General features: G+C 38.3%; 22 protein-coding genes and 1 pseudogene. 15 read left to right on the top strand and 8 right to left on the bottom strand.

The genetic code is table 11. The annotated features are described in order from the left end of the window. Nucleotides 1–164: 164 nt before the first annotated feature. The 7 genes from arsC to arsH all read left to right on the top strand — a co-directional run bounded on the left by arsC (nucleotide 165) and on the right by arsH (nucleotide 4,695). Nucleotides 165–599 (top strand): arsenate reductase (glutaredoxin), encoded by a 435-nt coding sequence (gene arsC / locus DYI81_RS15885; protein WP_004988483.1) that lies wholly within the window; start codon nucleotides 165–167, stop codon nucleotides 597–599. Nucleotides 600–655: 56 nt separating this feature from the next. Then, on the top strand, nucleotides 656–1,678 hold the full coding sequence (locus DYI81_RS15880) for a permease (protein ID WP_117008072.1): 1,023 nt from the start codon (nucleotides 656–658) through the stop codon (nucleotides 1,676–1,678). A gap of 18 nt (nucleotides 1,679–1,696) precedes the next feature. Continuing rightward, complete coding sequence (locus DYI81_RS15875) at nucleotides 1,697–1,936, top strand: thioredoxin family protein (RefSeq protein WP_004988479.1); 240 nt, start codon at nucleotides 1,697–1,699, stop codon at nucleotides 1,934–1,936. A 195-nt stretch (nucleotides 1,937–2,131) separates the two neighbouring features. Beyond that, the gene (locus DYI81_RS15870) at nucleotides 2,132–2,452 is read left to right on the top strand and encodes a metalloregulator ArsR/SmtB family transcription factor (RefSeq protein WP_004988477.1); all 321 of its coding nucleotides are present in this window, start codon (nucleotides 2,132–2,134) and stop codon (nucleotides 2,450–2,452) included. A 6-nt stretch (nucleotides 2,453–2,458) separates the two neighbouring features. Further along, on the top strand, nucleotides 2,459–2,929 hold the full coding sequence (locus DYI81_RS15865; RefSeq protein ID WP_004988474.1) for an arsenate reductase ArsC: 471 nt from the start codon (nucleotides 2,459–2,461) through the stop codon (nucleotides 2,927–2,929). A gap of 11 nt (nucleotides 2,930–2,940) precedes the next feature. Then, the gene (gene arsB, locus DYI81_RS15860) at nucleotides 2,941–3,981 is read left to right on the top strand and encodes an ACR3 family arsenite efflux transporter (RefSeq protein WP_004988470.1); all 1,041 of its coding nucleotides are present in this window, start codon (nucleotides 2,941–2,943) and stop codon (nucleotides 3,979–3,981) included. A 9-nt stretch (nucleotides 3,982–3,990) separates the two neighbouring features. Next, the gene (gene arsH, locus DYI81_RS15855; RefSeq protein ID WP_106986394.1) at nucleotides 3,991–4,695 is read left to right on the top strand and encodes an arsenical resistance protein ArsH; all 705 of its coding nucleotides are present in this window, start codon (nucleotides 3,991–3,993) and stop codon (nucleotides 4,693–4,695) included. Nucleotides 4,696–5,029: 334 nt separating this feature from the next. On the opposite strand, the gene DYI81_RS15850 is transcribed toward arsH, so the two are convergent. The 3 genes from DYI81_RS15850 to DYI81_RS15840 all read right to left on the bottom strand — a co-directional run bounded on the left by DYI81_RS15850 (nucleotide 5,030) and on the right by DYI81_RS15840 (nucleotide 7,347). Further along, complete coding sequence (locus tag DYI81_RS15850) at nucleotides 5,030–5,272, bottom strand: hypothetical protein (RefSeq protein WP_004755870.1); 243 nt, start codon at nucleotides 5,270–5,272, stop codon at nucleotides 5,030–5,032. A gap of 431 nt (nucleotides 5,273–5,703) precedes the next feature. Continuing rightward, nucleotides 5,704–6,435: a Fic family protein gene (locus DYI81_RS15845; RefSeq protein WP_106986393.1), complete on the bottom strand. Its 732-nt coding sequence runs from the start codon at nucleotides 6,433–6,435 to the stop codon at nucleotides 5,704–5,706. Nucleotides 6,436–6,810: 375 nt separating this feature from the next. Next, nucleotides 6,811–7,347: a DapH/DapD/GlmU-related protein gene (locus DYI81_RS15840; RefSeq protein ID WP_117008071.1), complete on the bottom strand. Its 537-nt coding sequence runs from the start codon at nucleotides 7,345–7,347 to the stop codon at nucleotides 6,811–6,813. 550 nt (nucleotides 7,348–7,897) lie between these two features. Here DYI81_RS15840 and DYI81_RS15835 point away from each other — a divergent pair. Then, on the top strand, nucleotides 7,898–8,119 hold the full coding sequence (locus DYI81_RS15835) for a hypothetical protein (RefSeq protein WP_106986391.1): 222 nt from the start codon (nucleotides 7,898–7,900) through the stop codon (nucleotides 8,117–8,119). A gap of 85 nt (nucleotides 8,120–8,204) precedes the next feature. Here the strand turns inward: DYI81_RS15835 and DYI81_RS15830 are convergent, their stop codons facing one another. The 3 genes from DYI81_RS15830 to DYI81_RS15820 form a co-directional block, all read right to left on the bottom strand. Continuing rightward, nucleotides 8,205–8,555, bottom strand: coding sequence for a hypothetical protein (locus DYI81_RS15830; RefSeq protein ID WP_106986390.1), 351 nt, complete (start codon nucleotides 8,553–8,555; stop codon nucleotides 8,205–8,207). 229 nt (nucleotides 8,556–8,784) lie between these two features. After that, complete coding sequence (locus DYI81_RS15825; protein ID WP_117008070.1) at nucleotides 8,785–9,408, bottom strand: hypothetical protein; 624 nt, start codon at nucleotides 9,406–9,408, stop codon at nucleotides 8,785–8,787. Nucleotides 9,409–9,507: 99 nt separating this feature from the next. After that, on the bottom strand, nucleotides 9,508–10,206 hold the full coding sequence (locus DYI81_RS15820) for an exonuclease domain-containing protein (protein ID WP_106986412.1): 699 nt from the start codon (nucleotides 10,204–10,206) through the stop codon (nucleotides 9,508–9,510). Between the two features lie 468 nt (nucleotides 10,207–10,674). On the opposite strand from DYI81_RS15820, the gene DYI81_RS15815 reads away from it, so the two are divergent. From DYI81_RS15815 to rnk, 3 genes are all read left to right on the top strand, one after another. Beyond that, the gene (locus DYI81_RS15815) at nucleotides 10,675–11,931 is read left to right on the top strand and encodes an alpha/beta fold hydrolase (protein WP_106986411.1); all 1,257 of its coding nucleotides are present in this window, start codon (nucleotides 10,675–10,677) and stop codon (nucleotides 11,929–11,931) included. A gap of 155 nt (nucleotides 11,932–12,086) precedes the next feature. Then, complete coding sequence (gene glyA, locus DYI81_RS15810; RefSeq protein ID WP_106986388.1) at nucleotides 12,087–13,343, top strand: serine hydroxymethyltransferase; 1,257 nt, start codon at nucleotides 12,087–12,089, stop codon at nucleotides 13,341–13,343. Nucleotides 13,344–13,506: 163 nt separating this feature from the next. Further along, complete coding sequence (gene rnk / locus DYI81_RS15805) at nucleotides 13,507–13,911, top strand: nucleoside diphosphate kinase regulator (protein ID WP_106986387.1); 405 nt, start codon at nucleotides 13,507–13,509, stop codon at nucleotides 13,909–13,911. A 61-nt stretch (nucleotides 13,912–13,972) separates the two neighbouring features. Here the strand turns inward: rnk and DYI81_RS15800 are convergent, their stop codons facing one another. Beyond that, nucleotides 13,973–15,319, bottom strand: coding sequence for a hypothetical protein (locus tag DYI81_RS15800; protein WP_240627440.1), 1,347 nt, complete (start codon nucleotides 15,317–15,319; stop codon nucleotides 13,973–13,975). Further along, nucleotides 15,286–15,576, bottom strand: coding sequence for a hypothetical protein (locus DYI81_RS18160; RefSeq protein WP_227865882.1), 291 nt, complete (start codon nucleotides 15,574–15,576; stop codon nucleotides 15,286–15,288). Before DYI81_RS18160 ends, DYI81_RS15800 begins: the two co-directional genes overlap by 34 nt. Before the next feature lie 295 nt (nucleotides 15,577–15,871). Between DYI81_RS18160 and DYI81_RS15795 the strand changes: the two genes are divergently transcribed. From DYI81_RS15795 to DYI81_RS15780, 4 genes and pseudogenes are all read left to right on the top strand, one after another. Then, nucleotides 15,872–16,663: a tellurium resistance protein gene (locus DYI81_RS15795; RefSeq protein ID WP_106986386.1), complete on the top strand. Its 792-nt coding sequence runs from the start codon at nucleotides 15,872–15,874 to the stop codon at nucleotides 16,661–16,663. A 15-nt stretch (nucleotides 16,664–16,678) separates the two neighbouring features. Beyond that, nucleotides 16,679–17,827, top strand: a complete 1,149-nt coding sequence (locus tag DYI81_RS15790) for a toxic anion resistance protein (protein WP_106986385.1) — start codon at nucleotides 16,679–16,681, stop codon at nucleotides 17,825–17,827. A gap of 79 nt (nucleotides 17,828–17,906) precedes the next feature. Continuing rightward, nucleotides 17,907–18,824 carry a hypothetical protein gene (locus DYI81_RS15785; RefSeq protein ID WP_106986384.1) on the top strand — a complete coding sequence of 306 codons (918 nt, stop codon included), beginning with the start codon at nucleotides 17,907–17,909 and terminating at the stop codon, nucleotides 18,822–18,824. Nucleotides 18,825–19,041: 217 nt separating this feature from the next. Continuing rightward, nucleotides 19,042–19,520 (top strand): annotated as a pseudogene (locus tag DYI81_RS15780) (alkyl hydroperoxide reductase subunit F); the annotation flags it as partial.

Genomic DNA, 19,520 nt, shown 5'->3' with positions numbered 1-19,520 from the left:
TTCTTAATTTAATTGATACCGTTTCAGAAATACCTAAATGGGAGGTTTTTGATTGATTCAGGAGCTTTTCTTATTTATTGGTACTTGTAGTTAATCATATATTCCATATTGCGTATATTTGAATATTCATATATAAAAAGCTGTCTGTTTAAGAGATTATACTCATGGATCAAATGCCAAAAGTTCAAATTTACCATAATCCTGCCTGTGGCACGTCTCGTAACACTTTGGCGCTTATTCGCAACACGGGGATCGAACCAGAAGTAATTGAATATCTGATTACGCCACCATCAAAAGATCAGCTGATTAAAATGATTCAGGACTCTGGTTTAAGTGTTCGTGATGTGTTACGCAAAAATGTAGATGCTTATACTGAACTTAATTTAGACGATGCGAACTGGACAAATGAGCAATTGCTTGATGCTATGCTTGAACATCCCATCCTGATTAACCGTCCTTTGGTCGTGACAGATTTGGGCACTCGTTTATGTCGCCCATCTGAAGTAGTGCTAGATATTCTACCTTTGCCGCAATTAAAAGCTTTCGCTAAAGAAGATGGTGAAGTCATCATTGATGAGCAAGGCAGACGCTTAAAATAAAAGGTGAAACCCCTAACGCTGTTGGACTTTGTATCAGTGTAAAGCAGGAGATCTAAATGGAGAACATTGTCGCAATTTTTGCTTGGTTAAATGATGTTCTACTTAAAATGACCTGGCTCTCGGATGGGGTGCGCTGGTTCGTTGAAAATGTATTTGGTTTATCCGTTGCAACCCGGTTGGGTGGTAGTGTCCATTTCTATATTTATGATGTATTCAAGATCTTTATTCTGCTTTCAGTGTTGATCTATACACTATCTTATATTCAAAGCTATTTCCCTCCAGAACGTACTCGGCTGATTTTAGGTCGGATGACAGGAATCAAAGCCAATATCATGGGGGCATTACTCGGTACTATTACGCCATTTTGTTCATGTTCTTCCATTCCGTTGTTTATTGGTTTTACCCGTGCAGGACTTCCGGTAGGCGTCACTTTTTCCTTTCTGATTTCATCACCACTTGTTGACTTGGCTTCAATTATTTTATTGGCGAGTATCTTTAACTGGAAAATTGCATTGGTCTATGTGTTACTTGGATTAGTGCTGGCAGTCATCGGCGGGTCATTAATCAGCTACTTGAAAATGGAAAAGTATGTGGCTGAATTTGTGACTCATCATCAAACAATCTCAGGTGACGATGAAGATTTCAGCATGACTGCAAAAGAGCGGCGTACATTTGCTTGGGAACAGGTGACAGACATTTTTAGTAAGGTTTGGCTTTATGTCTTGATAGGTGTCGGGATTGGTGCGGCAATTCATAACTGGATTCCTGAGCAGTGGATTACCGCCTTACTTGGTCAGGAACACTGGTATTCCGTACTGATTGCCACGATTGTCGGAATGCCAATGTATGCGGATATCTTTGGCACCTTGCCGATTGCAGAAGCACTTGTGACTAAAGGCGTTGGCTTGGGGACGGTTTTAGCGTTTATGATGGCGGTCACCGCACTTTCTCTGCCATCGCTAATCTTGTTAAAACAAGTGGTGAAAACCCGTTTATTGAGCCTGTTTGTAGGGATTGTTTTTGTGGGAATCTTGATTGTTGGTTATAGCCTGAATACTTTGGGTTATTGGTTTTTATAAAAAGTGTGGAGAATAAAGATGCAAATTAAAGTTTTAGGAACAGGTTGTCGTAAATGCAAAGCCTTATTGGCTGCAACTGAAGAAGCTGTAAAAAGTACGGGTGTTCAGGCAGAAATTGAATATGTAACTGATATGATGCAAATTGCTGAAACAGGGTTGTTAAGTACGCCAGGTCTGATCATAGATAATCAAATCGTTTCAAGTGGCAAAGTTTTGGAACCACAAGCCATTGTGGAGTTGATTGAAAAAAATAAATAAGTGTATGTGGAAAACTGTAAAAAAGACCTGTGGCATAAGCCACGGGTCTTTTTTATTTGTGTCTTGAGATGTTAAGAAGTTTTAAATTTTTCCCTTTCTGGCAAGCATATACGGATATGGGTATACTTTTATAATGAGTACTCTTTACTGAATATATGGATATGTGTATATTTGCATAATAGAATGGGAGCAGTTATGGACCACGTTCAGTTTTTTAAATGTTTATCTGATGAAACACGTCTCAGTATTGTCATGCTTATCGCAGAAAACGAAGAGCAATGTGTTTGTGATTTGACAGATAAACTCCAGTTAAGCCAACCAAAAATTTCACGGCATTTAGCCCTGTTAAGATCAAGTGGTTTGCTGAATGACCGTCGGCAAAAGCAGTGGGTGTATTACAGTCTTAACCCACAACTACCTGAATGGTGCTTTGAAATTCTGAATACACTTAAACGTAGCAATGTTCCCGTGTTATTTGATCCCTCAGCTCTATCGATTCAGAGCCATTGCGAGTAAGTTTTTATGAAATTTTTGTTTCTGTGCACGGGTAACAGTTGTCGCAGTATTCTTTCTGAAGTTCTGTTTAATAGTCGAGCGCCTGAAGGTTGGGTAGCTTATAGCGCTGGAAGTAAACCTTCTGGCCAAGTTCATCCGTTAACCATTCAGACTTTACAGAACCTGGGTTTGTCTACCGAAGGTTTGTCGAGTAAAACGATTGATGCCTGTGAACAGTATCAGCCCGATGTCGTCATCACCGTGTGTGATGCGGCAGCACAAGAAGCTTGTCCGTTGTATTTAGGAGGAGCAATCAAAGCACATTGGGGTCTATCTGATCCATCACATTTAGATTTGCCTGAACAAGAAAAATTACAGGCATTTTTAAGTACTGTAGAACATATCAACAAACGCTTAGATGCACTTTTTGCATTAGATACCCATCACATGAGCCGTCCTCAGCTTATTGCTGAAATTAATCAAATTTCCCATCTTTAAGCGAGCAGATCATGTCTAAACCAGGATTATCCTTTTTGGATCGCAACCTGACGCTATGGATTTTTGTGGCCATGGCACTGGGTGTTGCGATTGGGGTGGTATTTCCACAAGCATCCGTCGCATTGGACGCAATGAGTGTAAATTCAGTCAACTTGCCAATTGCGATTGGTTTGATTTTGATGATGTATCCACCATTAGCCAAAGTAGATTATGCAGCTTTGCCCAAAGTATTTCAGGATAAAAAAACATTAGCGCTCTCTCTGATTCAGAACTGGCTGATTGCGCCAGTGCTGATGTTTGTATTGGCGATAGTCTTCTTGAGTGATTACCCAGAATACATGACAGGTCTGATTCTGATTGGCTTGGCGCGTTGTATTGCCATGGTACTGATCTGGAATGGACTGGCATGCGGGGACAATCAATACGGTGCTGCATTGGTCGCATTTAACAGCATTTTTCAGATTCTGTTCTTTAGCAGTTATGCCTGGTTCTTCCTGACCTATCTGCCGCCATTTTTTGGGATAGAAGGGAATGTCATCAATGTTGATTTCTGGACCATTGCCAATGCTGTCCTTATCTACTTGGGGATTCCATTCCTGATGGGCTTCCTGACGCGTCTATCTTTAGTGAAAGCCAAAGGTCTGGACTGGTATCAGAATCAGTTTCTACCCAAAATTGGTCCACTCAGCTTATTGGCCTTGTTATTCACCATTGTAGCCATGTTTAGCTTGAAAGGCGGTGATGTAGTGAGTTTGCCAATGGATGTGTTGCGGATTGCAATTCCATTGACGCTTTACTTTGTCGTGATGTTCTTTGTCAGCTTTTTCATGAGTAAGTGGATGGGGAATGACTATCCCAAAACCACCGCAATTTCATTTACCGCAGCAGGTAACAATTTTGAGTTAGCGTTGGCCGTTGCGATTGCTACCTTTGGTTTGGCTTCACCAATTGCCTTTACTACGATTATTGGCCCATTGGTTGAAGTGCCCGTGCTGATTGCACTGGTTAGCGTATCCTTGTGGCTGAAGAAAAAATATTATCCAAATTCTTAAGAGGCAAAGATGACACTCCCTAATCTTGAATCTGATCTTTTACCGACACCAACTTTTGCGGAAGTGCAGGCTAAAGAACTAAGTCACCCACCACGTATCTTATTGCTATATGGCTCAAACAGAGAGCGTTCATATAGCCGCCTAGCTGTGATGGAAGCTGGGCGAATTCTTGAGCGTTTTGGTTGTGAGGTTAAAATCTTTCATCCCAAAGGTTTACCTTTACCTGAAGATGGGGATCTGGAACATCCAAAGGTTAAAGAGCTGCATGAATTGTTGGCTTGGTCTGAAGGCATGGTTTGGTGTTCGCCTGAGCGGCATGGTTCGATGAGCTCAATCTTCAAAGCACAGATTGATTGGATTCCACTTGCTGCAGGAGCAATTCGTGCTACGCAGGGTAAAACACTGGCTTTGATGCAGGTGAGCGGTGGATCACAGTCTTTTAACAGTGTAAACCAGATGCGAATTCTTGGGCGCTGGATGCGGATGATCACGATTCCAAATCAGTCTTCTGTTCCTAAAGCCTTTTTGGAGTTTGATGAGGAAGGACGGATGAAGCCTTCATCGCTATATGATCGTATTGTTGATGTAATGGAAGAGCTATACAAGTTTACTTTGCTGACTCGCGGTCAGAGTGCCTATTTGACCAACCGTTATTCGGAGCGAAAAGAATCGGCTGAAGAACTGTCTAAACGAGTCAATCAGCGTAATCTTTAAAGCTGATTCGTCATGGTGTGAGCAGGGTAACGGATGGCTCGATCGTTTGTTTAATCGTAAGCATCCGCTGAGCCCCACTTTTCTAACTCATTAATACCACGTTAGTGTCCAATAAATTTTAAGAGGACACTATCGGAGTGCTATTTGGTCAGAAAACAGGAGTTCACAGGATACGTGAACCGTTATTTTGATTGTATCAGATGATGCTGAATTGGCGGGTAACGATCTTAAGTACAACAGGTCATCTAATGTCTAGATTGTCTTTTTTGATGCTTTAATCATCATGGCTGTCAATAAATAAAGAGTTTAAACCTGAGAATTAGAGCAATCCTGCTTATTTTTCCTGAAATTTTAAATCAATTTGATATTCGTCCTGAGTCACTTTGATTTTATAGTCTTTATATTTACGTTTACTTGGTGAAAGGGCAGAGTTAGTGACTTCTTTATGGAATTCGCTGTCAGACATAAAAAAATAATACGCCTTATAGCCTAATAAGATCTTGTCAATTTTTTTATCTTTTTTCTCAGCATTACGAATGAGTTCATTTAAATAGTTTAAGCTGATTTTGTCTGACATTTATAAACTCGCAAATAAAAGTTGCATTATCACACGAGATATAATCGATTTTTATTACAAATTGATGACAGTTGCATTTCGGGTACTTTGGGGTAGATGCTGCGTTGAGTATTATTGAACTAAATGTTGTAGATCAAATCTTATTGGATAGATTTGGAGGAAAAACTATTAAAAAAGCTTTTAATGCTGAGTCTAAAGGTTTTTGATTTACAGCCTATAGTGTCGTACAACTCAGTATAGACAGAATCTGTTCGCTCATCAGATTGAAATTGATTGAGTAAATCACCACGGATTTATGAGTCACTAGCGATATTCTTTGTACCGCTCATATCTTCAGTGTTACAGCATCTAATGAGTTTATTTTACAAATGATTTTAGATGCAATTGTGGATGGTATCTAGTACTAGGGATCAATACACCGATCAAGCCGATTAAATGCCCAATACAACTTGATAAGGTTTAAATCCTTCAAGTACAGCTTCAGAAACCAACTGGATAAATGCTTCAGTTTTTCCATAAGCCATCCATTGATCTAGGGCCTCATAGTAGGCCAATCGGTTTTCAACTGTTATTACACAAGGGGGATAACCAGCTTTAAGCAATTCAAGATTCATCAATAGACGTGATGTACGGCCATTGCCATCAATGAATGGATGAATACCTACAAAATCAGCATGTACTTTGGCTGCACGTTCGATAGGATGAAATTTATGTGCGTCATTACTATACCAATCAACTAGCTGAGCCATCTTGTCATTTAATAATGTGTAATCAAGCGGGGTAGACGTGGCACCAGAGATTAGGACATTTTGTTGGCGATAGCGGCCAGCATTATCATCATCAATATTTTTTAAAATGAGTTGATGGATATTGCGAATTTGCCATTCAGAAAATGGTTCTTCTTTTCGAATAATATCTTCAACGTAATAAATAGCGTTTCTATGGTTAATTGCCTCGAAGTGTTCTCTTAATGCCTTCCCACCGACAGTTATGCCTTCTAACACGACTTTTGTTTCTAGCAATGTAAGTGTATTGCCTTCAATTGCATTCGAATGATAGGTCCATCGTACAATAAGATCTTCTTGTAAATTTTTTACTATAGCTGGTGATAGGGGGCGATGCTGATCTAATTTATTTTTTAAATCATCAATAATTTCAAACATTACCTTGTCCCTGAATGTGTCTAAAAGAATGATACATCAAAAAAGAATATTGAAGAAATGATATGTTATATCATTCCTATTTATGGTGCTTTTAATATTGATATAATCAGTACATCATTTCAAATCCTGAATTAGGATTTGAACAAGATTTCTAAGTGATTCAATACACTAAATCTGATTTGGATCAAAATTTGGTCAATAAATTTCAAATTAGCAATATGAAAAAAGTAAATAATATTTATACGGTATTTTTTACGGTAAAGCTCAATGGACTTTTGTTTTTATCAATATAAAACAATATGATAGCAGCAGATTCCGGTGCGCGCTGAGCGCACCAAATTTAAAAAAGAGCCAATATTGGCTCTTTTCTTATTTCTAAATATCCCAGCGCCGATTTACAGATGTTCCAGCATTATTATAATGAATGACTTTGGCATAGTTACCCACGGCTGTTGCATTTTCAGGAATATCTTTAGTGACGACACTGCCTGCGCCAATGGTTGCATTATTGCCAATATGGACATCATTGATGATGCAGACATTGGGACCTATATAGACATTGTCTCCAATGATTGCTGCTTGTTTGCCACCATTGGCGCCAATAGTCGTAAATTGAGAAAGATTGACATTGTTACCAATAATGGTTGTCGGGTTGACGACCAGCGGGCCGCCGTGTCCGATATACAGCCCATAGCCAATTTGAGTCGTACAGTGGATATCTATACTGTATTTCTTCTTTTTATAATAAAAAATAGGGTAGGTCACTTTGCGCCAAGGCGATTGAGGACTGGCAAGACGTAACCAAACACTAAAATTAAAACCACGGTTAAACAAATAATTTTTAATAAACGACTTCCAACTGGTGTTACCACAGTAGCGATAGAGGTCACTTAAAATAAGTTTGGATAACATGGTTAAATTCACTACACAATATTAAAGATAGGGCTGTCAATATACAGTTTGCAAATTGATTATAGTTAAAAATAAGCAAGCAATTGTTCTCTTAAAATGAAAATAAAACAATTGCTGTTTATTTGTACAAATGTATGGAAGTGTCACAGCTACTTGCGGGCAATCTGTTACAGGCATATATTGATTTTACAGTAGGTCGAAACATAAAGTAGACGCTACAAAGTAGTTGGACGGATCAATGACAGCTCGTTTTGAGTTTGCTAGTTCAAACAATACAATCAGCACTAGCCTTCCAACATAAAGCCCGCCAATGTGCGGGCTTTTTTAATATATGAATGTATATAAAGTGAAAACTGATGGGTCAGATTTATATAAGAATTGTCATACAATATTAATTTATTCAAACTATGTCATTGATATATTATTTTTAAAATTAAGAAAAGTTACATTGCCATGAAATCTAACATTTTCTTTGTGGTTGATTTTTTGTCATGTGATATAACACCTAAATAGCTAGACGACGTTAATAATTGAAGAAGGAAGTAGGGAAATGATAAAAATGATTGATATTAAAGTGAAAGATCAATATAGCCAAATTCTTGATGCAAAAGCAGTTTTGAGTACGCGTCTAATGGAGCAAGCTGAGGCTGGCACACCCGTATTTCAACATATTGATCATATTTTTGTGAATGGTGAAATGATTCAACCCAGCATTGAATTTTTGTATGAAAGCCAAAACTCATCCAGTATTTATAAAGTGATTGAAGCCTAAATTGATTCAATCATCAGTGGAATAAACATTAAAAAGCTCCCTATGTAGGGAGCTTTTTAATGTTTATAGGTGTTGCCAGTTTGGTTTATTCATTGATGAGCTGTAGTTGGACATCATAACGTGCAAATTCTTGAATAACTGTATCTAAGACTTGTTGTGCTTCAGGCGTTGTTGGTAACAAATCAAGTTCAGTATTTTGAGCACTGTCAAAGCATTCAATTTTTTCAATAAGCCAGCGTTGTTCATTGGCCGTGCTATTGATAATAATACGACGTGCCTGTAATTGATCATTGGCTTGTCGTGGCAAAACATACGTAATAGCCAGTTGAATGTCTTGCTGTTCATCAGCAGGGCTTAAAAAGGTAATCACCCAATTACCAATTTTACTCAATTGAGTCGGATGGTCAAAAGGGTCAAACTCAAATAAAACGGCCATGCGTCATGCTCTTAAAAAACTATGCTATCTATGCCAAATATTAAAATAAAACCCCATTAGCATTAAGTCGTAGCATGAAATGCCACTTTCGCTTATTTGAATAGAATTAATCCTATTTTAGCCAAATTAAAAGTTTTCAGCAGTCACAAGTATAAAAAATGAGAGCTTTTATAAATAAGAAATAATATAAAAGCTCTAACAGTGAAGTGCTAAAGTTAAATTGATTGGCTCAATTCGAAGCTAAGGTATACATACTGGAATTCACATATTTTAAGGCCATATTGAGCTGTGCAGGCTGAATGCGTGATTCTTGTAAATGCGTCATCCACTGCATTTGGCACGTTTTTAATTCATTGGGATGTTGTGTGTTGTGAATTTTTTCAATTAATCGTTTCGCCATCAGTCCGCAATATTGTTGAAGCTGTTGAGTCATAAACTCTTTTAGTTCATTTAAGCTTGAAGCATGCATACGTGCAAGATTACTGTCATTTGAGTTAGATCGTCTCAGTGGCATAGTGTCCGTTATTACACAAGTTTGATCATTATATATGACTGGTTCATGCAGTTGGCTTGGAAGCTCTGAAGTTGGTATTGGTGTTTCAGTTGACGTATTTTGAATTGTCGGTGGCGTATCTGTCGCGGTGTGTAATGATCCTTTAGTATGTATTAGACCTAATTCTAATAGTTGTTGGATTAATTCAGGCGTGGCAATTCGATGTTGCATTGATGGATTCATTGCATTGAAGTCATCTGATCCAATAAGTAGCAAGAGTCGACGTTGTTTGGCATTTAATGCTAAATCACGTAATTTGATGGTGCGAAAACCAAGTTCGGTTTTATAAAAACGAGACATACCTTAATTTATTCCCCCAATAAATTAAGGCATATCCTATTGTGTGAAAATTACACTAAAATGACAGTTTGATGAATGGTTATTTGATTTTTAACAATTTTATAGTGTGCTTACTGAGGAATTTTCCAAAGCTTTACGTAAGTACGGGTCTAAATCCTCTTGACGCATGAGCCACTGTACATAGTCTGCTGGAAGTTCGGAAATTGCAGTACCTCGGTGTTTACCAAAATTAATACTACGTGGAATGCGGGCATCTTCTGAAATGGTATAAAGTGATTCCAAATCATTAATTTTGAGTTGGTGCACAATATGCATCAAAATATTTGCTGTTAAAATAATATCCATATCCGCACGGTGTGCTTTGCGAATCATTTCACGTGCTTTTTCACTACCTTTACTAATCATATAAATGAGTGCAGAAATATTATGTGCTTCTGCATCTGGCCACACACGACGTGCTAGGGCAAGTGTACAAATGGCTTTAAGATTTGAAGTATCTACACCACACTTTTCTAAAGCGCGAAGATCATAATCAATGTTATGGCCAATAATATAGTTGGTTTCTTTCGGCAGCTGAAAACTACTGTAATGAGGCATACCAACCAAGTCTGATTCTAAAATATGATGCACAGCCATTGCCGCAAATGAAATTGGCTCATCAACTGAATAGAGTTGATCAAAAACTTTTGTTTTGTCTAAGCTGAGTTTGCCATTTTGGATTTCAATTGGAGCGTATGCAATTTCAATGGGCTGACCATTTAATGTATGTGTTTCTGTATCAAGAATAATGGCTTGCATGCCCAAATCCAAAAGCAAAATGAATATGCTCAATCTATCATTTGCAGAGAATACTGACAAACCAAACTGCACTGAATGACCTGATATTGCCCAGTATTTGCTGAAAATATAACTCAATCTCTGCGCATTTTTGAGCATAATGTAGCTGAGTACATTGAATTAAAAGAAGATCGAACAAAAAAATTAGAAAAATGTGATGCTAAATACAACATATAGGTGCTAGTGATCAGCGCGGTAAAGATGGCTCTGGAATGGAATTTATTCAGATCTTTAGTCAAACATGATTTTATCAGCTCATCTGATCAATGAGCATTTTAAATGCGAGCAGATTATTTTGATGATTTTGATAAGGCGCGTGGATCTATAACAGCCAAGCTGTCATTGATCTTAAATACTCTTGTGTTGGTGAGCACTGACAGGGTATATATAAAATCAGAAGATGAAAACAACAACAAGGAAGGGCTCAAAATGAAAAAACATGTTTTAGCTGTGTTAATCGGCAGTTCTATTTTATTAACGGCATGTGGTGGCGGTGATGGTGGTGAGTCCACTTATGTCATTGATGATGGAGTCCCTAAAAATAATATTGTAGCTCCAGTGGTTAAAACAACAGGCTATACCGATGCTAGTCAAACAGCAGATAATCTTTTAGCGTCTGTTAGTTCAGACAAGTTATTGATGACGTATAAAATGTTAGGTGTAAATGGAAAAGAGACGCAAGCAACAGCTCTAGTTTTCACGCCAAAGACAGTTAAACCTGCAGGGGGATGGCCGATTGTTGCTTGGGCACATGGAACTACGGGTGTGGCAGATATGTGTGCACCGAGTCAACAGGGCTTAAAAGGCAATGAATATTTAATACAAGGTCTTTTGGCTGCAGGTTATGCAGTGGTTGCGCCTGATTATGAAGGACTTGGTGAGCCGAGTGGCCGTGAACCGCATCCATTTTTAAATTTAAAAAGTGAAGCATTTTCAATTACAGATGCGGTGGTTGCTGCGCGTAATTATCTGGGCAATACCACAGAAAATAGATGGCTGGTCGTTGGACATTCCCAAGGAGGGCAAGCGGCCTTAGGTGCAGCACAATATGCATCACGTGCACAACTCAATTATAAAGGGGCAATTGCTGTGGCACCAGCATCGTTCCTTGGTTCTGTACTAACCTTAGGGGAAGGTTCTACTAAAAATATGACAGATCCAACAGAAATAATTAAAACGCTCGCTTCTTTAGATACTTTTACATCTTTGATTACAGCAGGGCTAAAAAATCAGTATCCGAATTTGCAATATAACCAAGTCTTTAAATCACCCACAGATTTAATTGCTGCAAAAGCAGAATCACTATGCTCTGATAAATTGGGGGATGCTTTAGGTGGGGCAATGGGGCAATATTTTCAACTCAATATGAATCTGACAAATTACCCACGAACACAGACAGATTTCATGACGAATGTTCCTGAAGTAAAGGACTTTTTGGTCAATGGTTCACAGCCACTCAAAACCGTTATTAAAACCCCGATTATTATTTACCAAGGAACACTGGATCCAACTGTACCACGCCAAGTGACGGACACTTTGGTGAAGTCAGCACCTGCAGGTACAACGATTAGTTATAAAACGGATGATGCTCTTCCAGAGACAAGTAAGTGGGATCACATTACAGCCTATTCTTTAAATTTGGGTAATATTGTGAAAGATGTGCAATCTCTAATGCCAATTCAATAAGTTAATTTAACTGAAATGCTCATTTTTAGAATAAAGATGAGCATTTTTTATTGCAAACAGTACGAAGTTCATTCTCTACTTTATAAAACTTCATGCTACAATACGCGCCAATCTTAGCACGGCTTAAAAGCCCTACATTTCATAGGACCTCGCTAATGTTTGCCAATACTTCAATTGCTCAATTTGACCCAGAATTAGCTCAAGCCATCACGAACGAAGATGCGCGCCAAGAAGCTCACATTGAGCTGATCGCTTCTGAAAACTATTGCTCACCAGCTGTAATGGAAGCACAAGGTTCAAAACTTACAAACAAATATGCTGAAGGCTACCCAGGCAAACGCTACTATGGCGGTTGTGAATATGTAGACGTGATTGAACAGTTAGCGATTGATCGTGCTAAAGAACTTTTCGGCGCTGACTATGCAAACGTTCAGCCACACGCTGGTTCACAAGCAAACTCTGCTGTTTACTTAGCACTTCTTAACCCAGGCGATACAGTATTGGGTATGAGCTTGGCTCACGGTGGTCACTTGACTCACGGTGCAAAAGTTAGCTTCTCTGGCAAAACATACAATGCAATTCAATACGGTTTAAACCCTGAAACTGGCGAAATCGACTATGAAGAAGTTGAACGTCTAGCTGAAGAACACAAACCAAAAATGATCGTTGCTGGTTTCTCTGCATACAGCCAAATTGTTGACTGGCAGCGTTTCCGTGACATCGCGGACAAAGTTGGCGCTTACCTATTTGTAGATATGGCTCACGTTGCTGGTCTTGTTGCTGCTGGCGTTTACCCAAGCCCAGTACAAATTGCTGACGTAACGACTACGACTACGCACAAAACACTTCGTGGCCCACGTTCTGGCTTAATCCTTGCGAAAGCAAACGAAGAAATTGAGAAAAAATTACAATCAGCTGTATTCCCAGGCAACCAAGGTGGTCCATTGGTTCACGCTGTAGCGGCTAAAGCGATCTGCTTTAAAGAAGCAATGGCGCCTGAATACAAAACTTACCAACAACAAGTGGTTAAAAACGCGAAAGCAATGGCTGAAGTGTTGATCGCTCGCGGTTACGATGTTGTTTCTGGTGGTACTGAAAACCACTTGTTCTTATTGTCTTTAATCAAACAAGGCGATATTACAGGTAAAGAAGCGGATGCTTGGTTAGGTGCTGCTCACATTACTGTGAACAAAAACTCTGTACCAAACGACCCACGTTCTCCATTCGTAACTTCTGGTATCCGTATTGGTACACCAGCTGTAACAACTCGTGGTTTCGGCGAAGCTGAAGTACGCGAGCTTGCTGGTTGGATTGCTGACATCTTAGATAGCAAAGGTGATGAAGCGGTAATTGCTGCAGTGAAAGAAAAAGTGGCTGCAGTTTGCGCTAAATTCCCTGTTTACGCGAAATAAGTCATACTTGAGAAAAGCCCCCTCAAGGGGGCTTTTTTTATGGCATGAAAAAACTCGAATGTTATCTAAACCTTTATATTTCTGTTATAAATGAATGAGTGATAACAAGAACATGAAGACCACTGCCTTGGCGTGGTCTAATAAAACTGAAGGAACTTCATAGATGAATAAACCTAATATTATTCTTTCTGAACAAGATCTACATCGTTTAGAAACAATGTTAGAGCATCAGTCTGAACTAACATTGACAATGAAACATCTTGAAGATGAATTAGCACGTGCAGATGTAGTTGCACCACAGGATGTACCACCTAATGTGGTTAGCATGAATGCAAAAGTTTTAATTACGATAGCACCATCAATAGAAGCAACCGAAATAACATTGGTATATCCACATGACTTTAAAGCTGAAAAAGGGCAGGTGAATGTCATTGCTCCCATTGGCGCTGCAATTTTAGGTTTAGCGGAAGGTCAAGAAATAGAGTGGCCACAACCAGACGGTCACATTATGAAAGTAAAAATTGAAAAGGTGCTATACCAGCCAGAACGGGAAGGCAACTATTTATAAGCTGCTTGTATGGCCTAGGTGAAAACTAAAACTCCAGATTTATGATCTGGAGTTTTTTTATTTAGTTTTGAGCAAAACCTTGCGGATATGGGTGTAATTGTGGTTGATAATGCTTGGCCCAAACTTTTCGTTCTGTAGGGAGGGGTGCTTCAAAGCCCTCTATACCATCAAATAAGGCTTGCATTGCAGATAAAATATTTGGCATTGCACTGTCAGTAATGGCGTCGCAGGCATTTAAATAAGGCTGGATAATAGAAAAGCCACGATAATCAAATACAGAAAAATAAGGAATCACCAATTGTAAGTTCATTGCATGTGCGCCGTATTGGCGTATGTGGATAGCAAAAGCATCTGTACGAATATGAGGTAAACATGCATACATTTCATAGGCAAGTACATTATATGGGTAATTTTGAGGATTCTGTTCCAATTGTTTTAAGCCTTGATCTGGGCCATCCATGTGCTTAATAAATGTATGACCTGGCGGAAAACTGGTTGGCGTCATGTTGTCATCAGGGTTTGTTCTTGGCATAACACCATGAATAAATTGAAAAACGTAAGCGATTAATTCCCCAGCTTGGTATAAAGCATCATGATAAGGCGAGTTTTTATATGCAATTTCAGTAGATGGCTGGGCGAGGTACATGGGGTTACGTATGTTTAAAATCTCGTTAATAATCTGTTGTGCATATTGTGTTGAACTGGTTTGAATCATCGGTGCAAAAAGAAAATCACAAATATGGCCCGTGGTAAAAAATACGCGATTATGAATATGAGCAATACGTGCAGTAGGTAATTGAGCTTGAATCTCTTGTCCTATGAGTTGGCTTGCTTGTGCTGGATTGAGCCAGCGTAAAGACGTTCCTGCATGTTGAGCAATAACTCGGCCTAAATAACCACTTAAATATAAAATGAAGTAATAATTGCTTTCTTCAGTTAAAAATTTTTCTGCAGAAATAATATAGTTTTGACGCATTTCACGCATTAAATCATCTAAGCGTTCAAGGCTTTTAAGGGAATAGTCGAGTTGTGATATTTCTACTAGTTTTAAATAATGGCTTCCATTGGGTAGAGGATATTGGTTTTGATACATCTTTTGTAGCGCATGCATTTCTTCGGCAATTTTTAGCCGACTTTCACCACTGATGATGGTGTGATTAAGTAATTCTATTTCAACATGCTGACTCAAACTGAGCGCAATGTCATCTTGTTTAAAATACTGATGTATCACAAGAAGTGGAAACACAATTTTATGAGATAAAACCAATGCAAAGTCGTATAAATATGATTTAGGTAAAGATACATCGCTTTGAGGAAGATTTTGATTGAGTTCTTCACGACTGAACCATTGCTCTGTGCTTGCAGTGCGCTCAGCTAAAAATTGACCCAAATGGCTGGCCAGTAACATAAGGCTGTGTTTAACTGGCTAGCTTCAGCATTATGTTGAATATCCAATGTTCCCACTTGTTTTTTAAAGGCTGTAAATAATTGATCAAGACGCTGAAAGCTAGTAAAGCTTTGATCTAAATTGACCGTATTAAAAGCATTTGCAATATAAAATTCATGCTGATTTTGAGTATCCTGAAAATGCCTGCGGATGTGTTGCATGCGTTTGGTTGCAGATAAAGTAGAATCTACTGGATTGTTGAAGTGGTTTGTTATCATGATGATTCTTTTAGTGTTATTTTAATATGAGTATAAAAGAGTGTTTTTAAAATAGGTGCACGATTGGAATATTTTTTATTAAATTAAATCGATGCTAAGTCGATAAATAATCGAAAAATCTAAACACATGCTGAGCTTGAATTAAGACAGTATTATGTGTGCTTAAATGTAGGGGTGAAGGGCAAAATAGTGGAACAGCATAGCTCAAATGAAGGTTAGAAGTTTTGCAAAAAACTACATCAAAAGCCTGTTAAAAGCCTTAGTATAAAAATGATTTTGTTGAGTTTAATGATTTATGTCTCAAGTCGATGTGTTGGTCCCTTTAACAGAGATAGCCGTATCTTCTGAGGAAGCGCTGTCGGTCAAATGTAACGAGCTGGTCCCCATATTAAATGATCAATATCGTTTGAATCATTATGCCGATGCAATTATTCAAGCTCAGTCAGTGCTCTTAAATGGTGTAGATCCACATTTGACACAAAAATTGAGTCAACAGATTGAAACATTAATCCAATTATTATCTGACTCAAAAAAATACTTTAAAAAACGTAAATTTAACGGTTTACAAAAATGGTTAGGTATTGATTTAGAGTTTGGTTCCAATCAGGTTGATTATTATAAAACGCTAGATCAGACCTTAAGCGATGCTAATCAGCTCAGTCAGCATTTACAAATTGAAATTCAAAAGTCGCAATCACGTTTGAGTCAGTTACAAGGTTTACGTGAGCAAATGGCAAAATATATTCAGGCGGCTGAGGAATTTGCACAAGAGTATCCTAGTTTTGCACATCATCAACAGCCATTGGACAGTTTTGCTGAACGCTTAGCAAAAAAGATTCAAACCTTAAGAACCTTGCAGGCCAGTAATGATATTGCGATTATGCAAATGCACTTGTCACAGCAATTATCCTTTAGTTTGTTGGATCGTTTTAAAGAGGCGCAGCAGGTGCTGATTCCAGCATGGCAGTATCATGTGAAACAAAGCCAGCAGAATAACTCGACAAGTTCACTGGAAAAACTTGATAATAGCCGAGAAGCCCTCATTAAAAATTTAAGAAAATCATTAGAGAAATCCTCTAAATCATAATCAGTAAGGTGCGCTATGACACATCCAGAAAACCTCCAATTGCTTGTAAATGAAGATAACCCAACAACTGCTGTAACCGTGGTAGAAGAAAAATTTAAACAGCTCGATTTACAAGGGATGGGTTTAAAGCCGGCTGATTTTCAGGAAGTCATGACTGCACATAAAGAGCTGGCAGAGATAAACCATAATGCAGTTGCAGAATATGGTAAAAATATTGCGACCAAAACATCTACCTATACTGATGAGCTCTTGAGTTTGGTACAAAATAAAGACCTTGATGCAACGGGTCAAAAGCTGAATCAAGTGGTGCAAGTAGCACAGCAACTTAATACCAGTAGTATTTTAAATAAATCAAAAAACTCAGGTTTTTTGGGTGGCTTATTAAATAAGTTTAAGGGTGCGAAGCAAAGTTTTGATCAGCACTTTAATACCACCAAAGAGCAAATTGACGCATTGGTTAAAGAAATTGAAAGTTCGCAGAACGGTTTGAAAGCGCGTGTAGATACCTTAGATCGCATGTTTAATAGCGTACAAGATGAATATAAGCAGTTGGGTGTCTATGTTGCGGCAGGTAAATTAAAGCAACAAGATATTCAGCAAGAAATTGCCAGCTTAACTGCGTTAGAGCAAGATCAGAACACTACGCAAAAAATTTATGATTTAAACCATTTGGCCAATAATTTGGAAAAACGCGTGAGTGATTTGCAAGTGTTGCAACAATCAGCCATGCAAACTTTACCGATGATTCGTATTATTCAGTCGAATAATTTGATGTTGGTTGATAAGTTTTATGCGATTAAAAACATTACTTTACCTGCATGGAAAAACCAAATTAGCCTAGCGATTTCTTTGCAAGAACAAAAGAATAGTGTGCAACTGGCTAATACGATTGATGATGCGACCAATGATCTATTAAAACGTAATGCAGACTTGCTACATCAAAATTCGGTAGATACCGCCAAAGCCAATCAGCGCTCAGTAATTGATATTGAAACCCTTGAACATGTACAAAATACCCTCATTAAAACAGTTAATGATGTAATTGTGATTCAAAAAGAAGGCATGCAAAAACGTGATGAAGCGACAATCCGTTTACGTGCTTTACAGGATAATTTGAATCATTTGGTGCTTGAAACTAGCTCAAATGGCTCGAAGAGTTCTTAAGAGCATTCTATAAATGGCATAAGGGTCATGCCATTTTACTGCTTAGGAAGGCAATATTGTCAGATACTTAGGAGAATATATGCCTCCCTTAGATGAATATGCAGTACGTCCGCAACAGATAGAAACGGGCTTAGTGACGCTGAAAAAACGACAACGAAATTTAATGCTTTTGGGTATAACTTCATCTGTCTTTTTTATTGCATCAGTGATAGGTCTATTTGTACAACAAGACTTTGTATATGGATTCTTTGGTTTAACAACGCAGGTTGAGCAACTGCATTTACCAAGTAGTATTGATGCCCAGCTAGCGAATTTTAGTCAGCAACCTGATTATTTTGTGAATCTATTGTCATGGTTTGGTTGGCTGTTTCTTAAGCTCTTTGTGGCTTTTATAGGGTCGTTTTTGGTGATCCATTTTCTTCGAAAAATTCGCTTTTTTTATGTCAGATTTCAATCTTTTGTGTTGAAATTTGTGGGTTGGCTTATTGCATTTATTGTGCTTTGGAGTGGGCTGACCTATGTGCAATACGATTTAAAATCAGAGCATTATGGTGAATACCAGCAACTGGTTCGTTATGATAAAAATATTCAAGAAAGTGAAATATCACATTATTTGAATGAGTCAAACGTCGCTTTGCCTGTCAAAAATTATCTATTGGCACAAACTGCCTTGTTGCATCAGCCAGCCGACCGCGCAACGGCTATTCCTTATGTACAAGCGCTGATAAAAGCAGAGCAACATGATCCACAATTTTTAAGTTATGGCTTTAAGCCAGAGCAATTGTGGAGTATGCAAAATCAATTGTTTGATAAAACTATCACACCTATGGCACAAAGTGTGAGTAAGCAAGTTGCACAGGCAAATGTGCTGAGTACTGTGGTGTATTGGGTTCTATGGGCTGCTGTTGTACTTTTTCTCACCATGAGTGCACTGTTATTTATTTTATCCTCACATTTAAAAAGCCGTATTCAACGGATTGGGCAACATTTAAGTTAAATTGTTCACGCTCAGTGGCTATGGTGTTGTCGATCTGAGCGTTTAGTGACAGACGGGGTATGTCTCCTTTTCCTTAAGTTGTTGAAAAAGATTTTTATTTTGTATTTAAATCTAATTTTTCGATCATTGTTGTAAAAACAAACTGTTTTATCTATTTTTATATTTATCTTATTCTTATCCCATCAAATATACATTTACTCCTTTGGAGACGTTAGCAATGTTAGATCAAAATACTTCTGCACAATTAAAAACTCTTCTTGAACGCCTTGAAGGTCCAATTGAAATCGTTGCCACTTTAAATGGCTCTGACAAATCAGACAAAATCAAAGAATTGGTTGAAGAAGTTGCTGCATTATCAAACTTAGTGACTGCTCGTTTCGATGGCACAAACAAACGTGCGCCTAGCTTTGGTATTGCAAAAGCAGGTGAAGAACCGCGTGTATTCTTTGCGGGCCTTCCTATGGGCCATGAATTCACATCACTGATCTTGGCATTGCTACAAACTTCTGGTTATGCACCAAAAGTATCTGACGAAGTTTTGGCAACAATTAAAGGCTTAGGCATTAAATCTGACTTTGATGTATTCGTATCTTTAAGCTGCCATAACTGCCCAGACGTGGTTCAAGCACTTAACTTGATCGCAATCTACAACCCAGGCACAACTGCAACCATGATTGATGGTGCATTCTTCCAAGA

This window comes from Acinetobacter sp. SWAC5, from assembly GCF_003419885.1.
GTDB classification, from domain to species: Bacteria; Pseudomonadota; Gammaproteobacteria; order Pseudomonadales; family Moraxellaceae; genus Acinetobacter; species Acinetobacter cumulans.
This window is presented reverse-complemented; position numbering and strand designations above follow the sequence as displayed.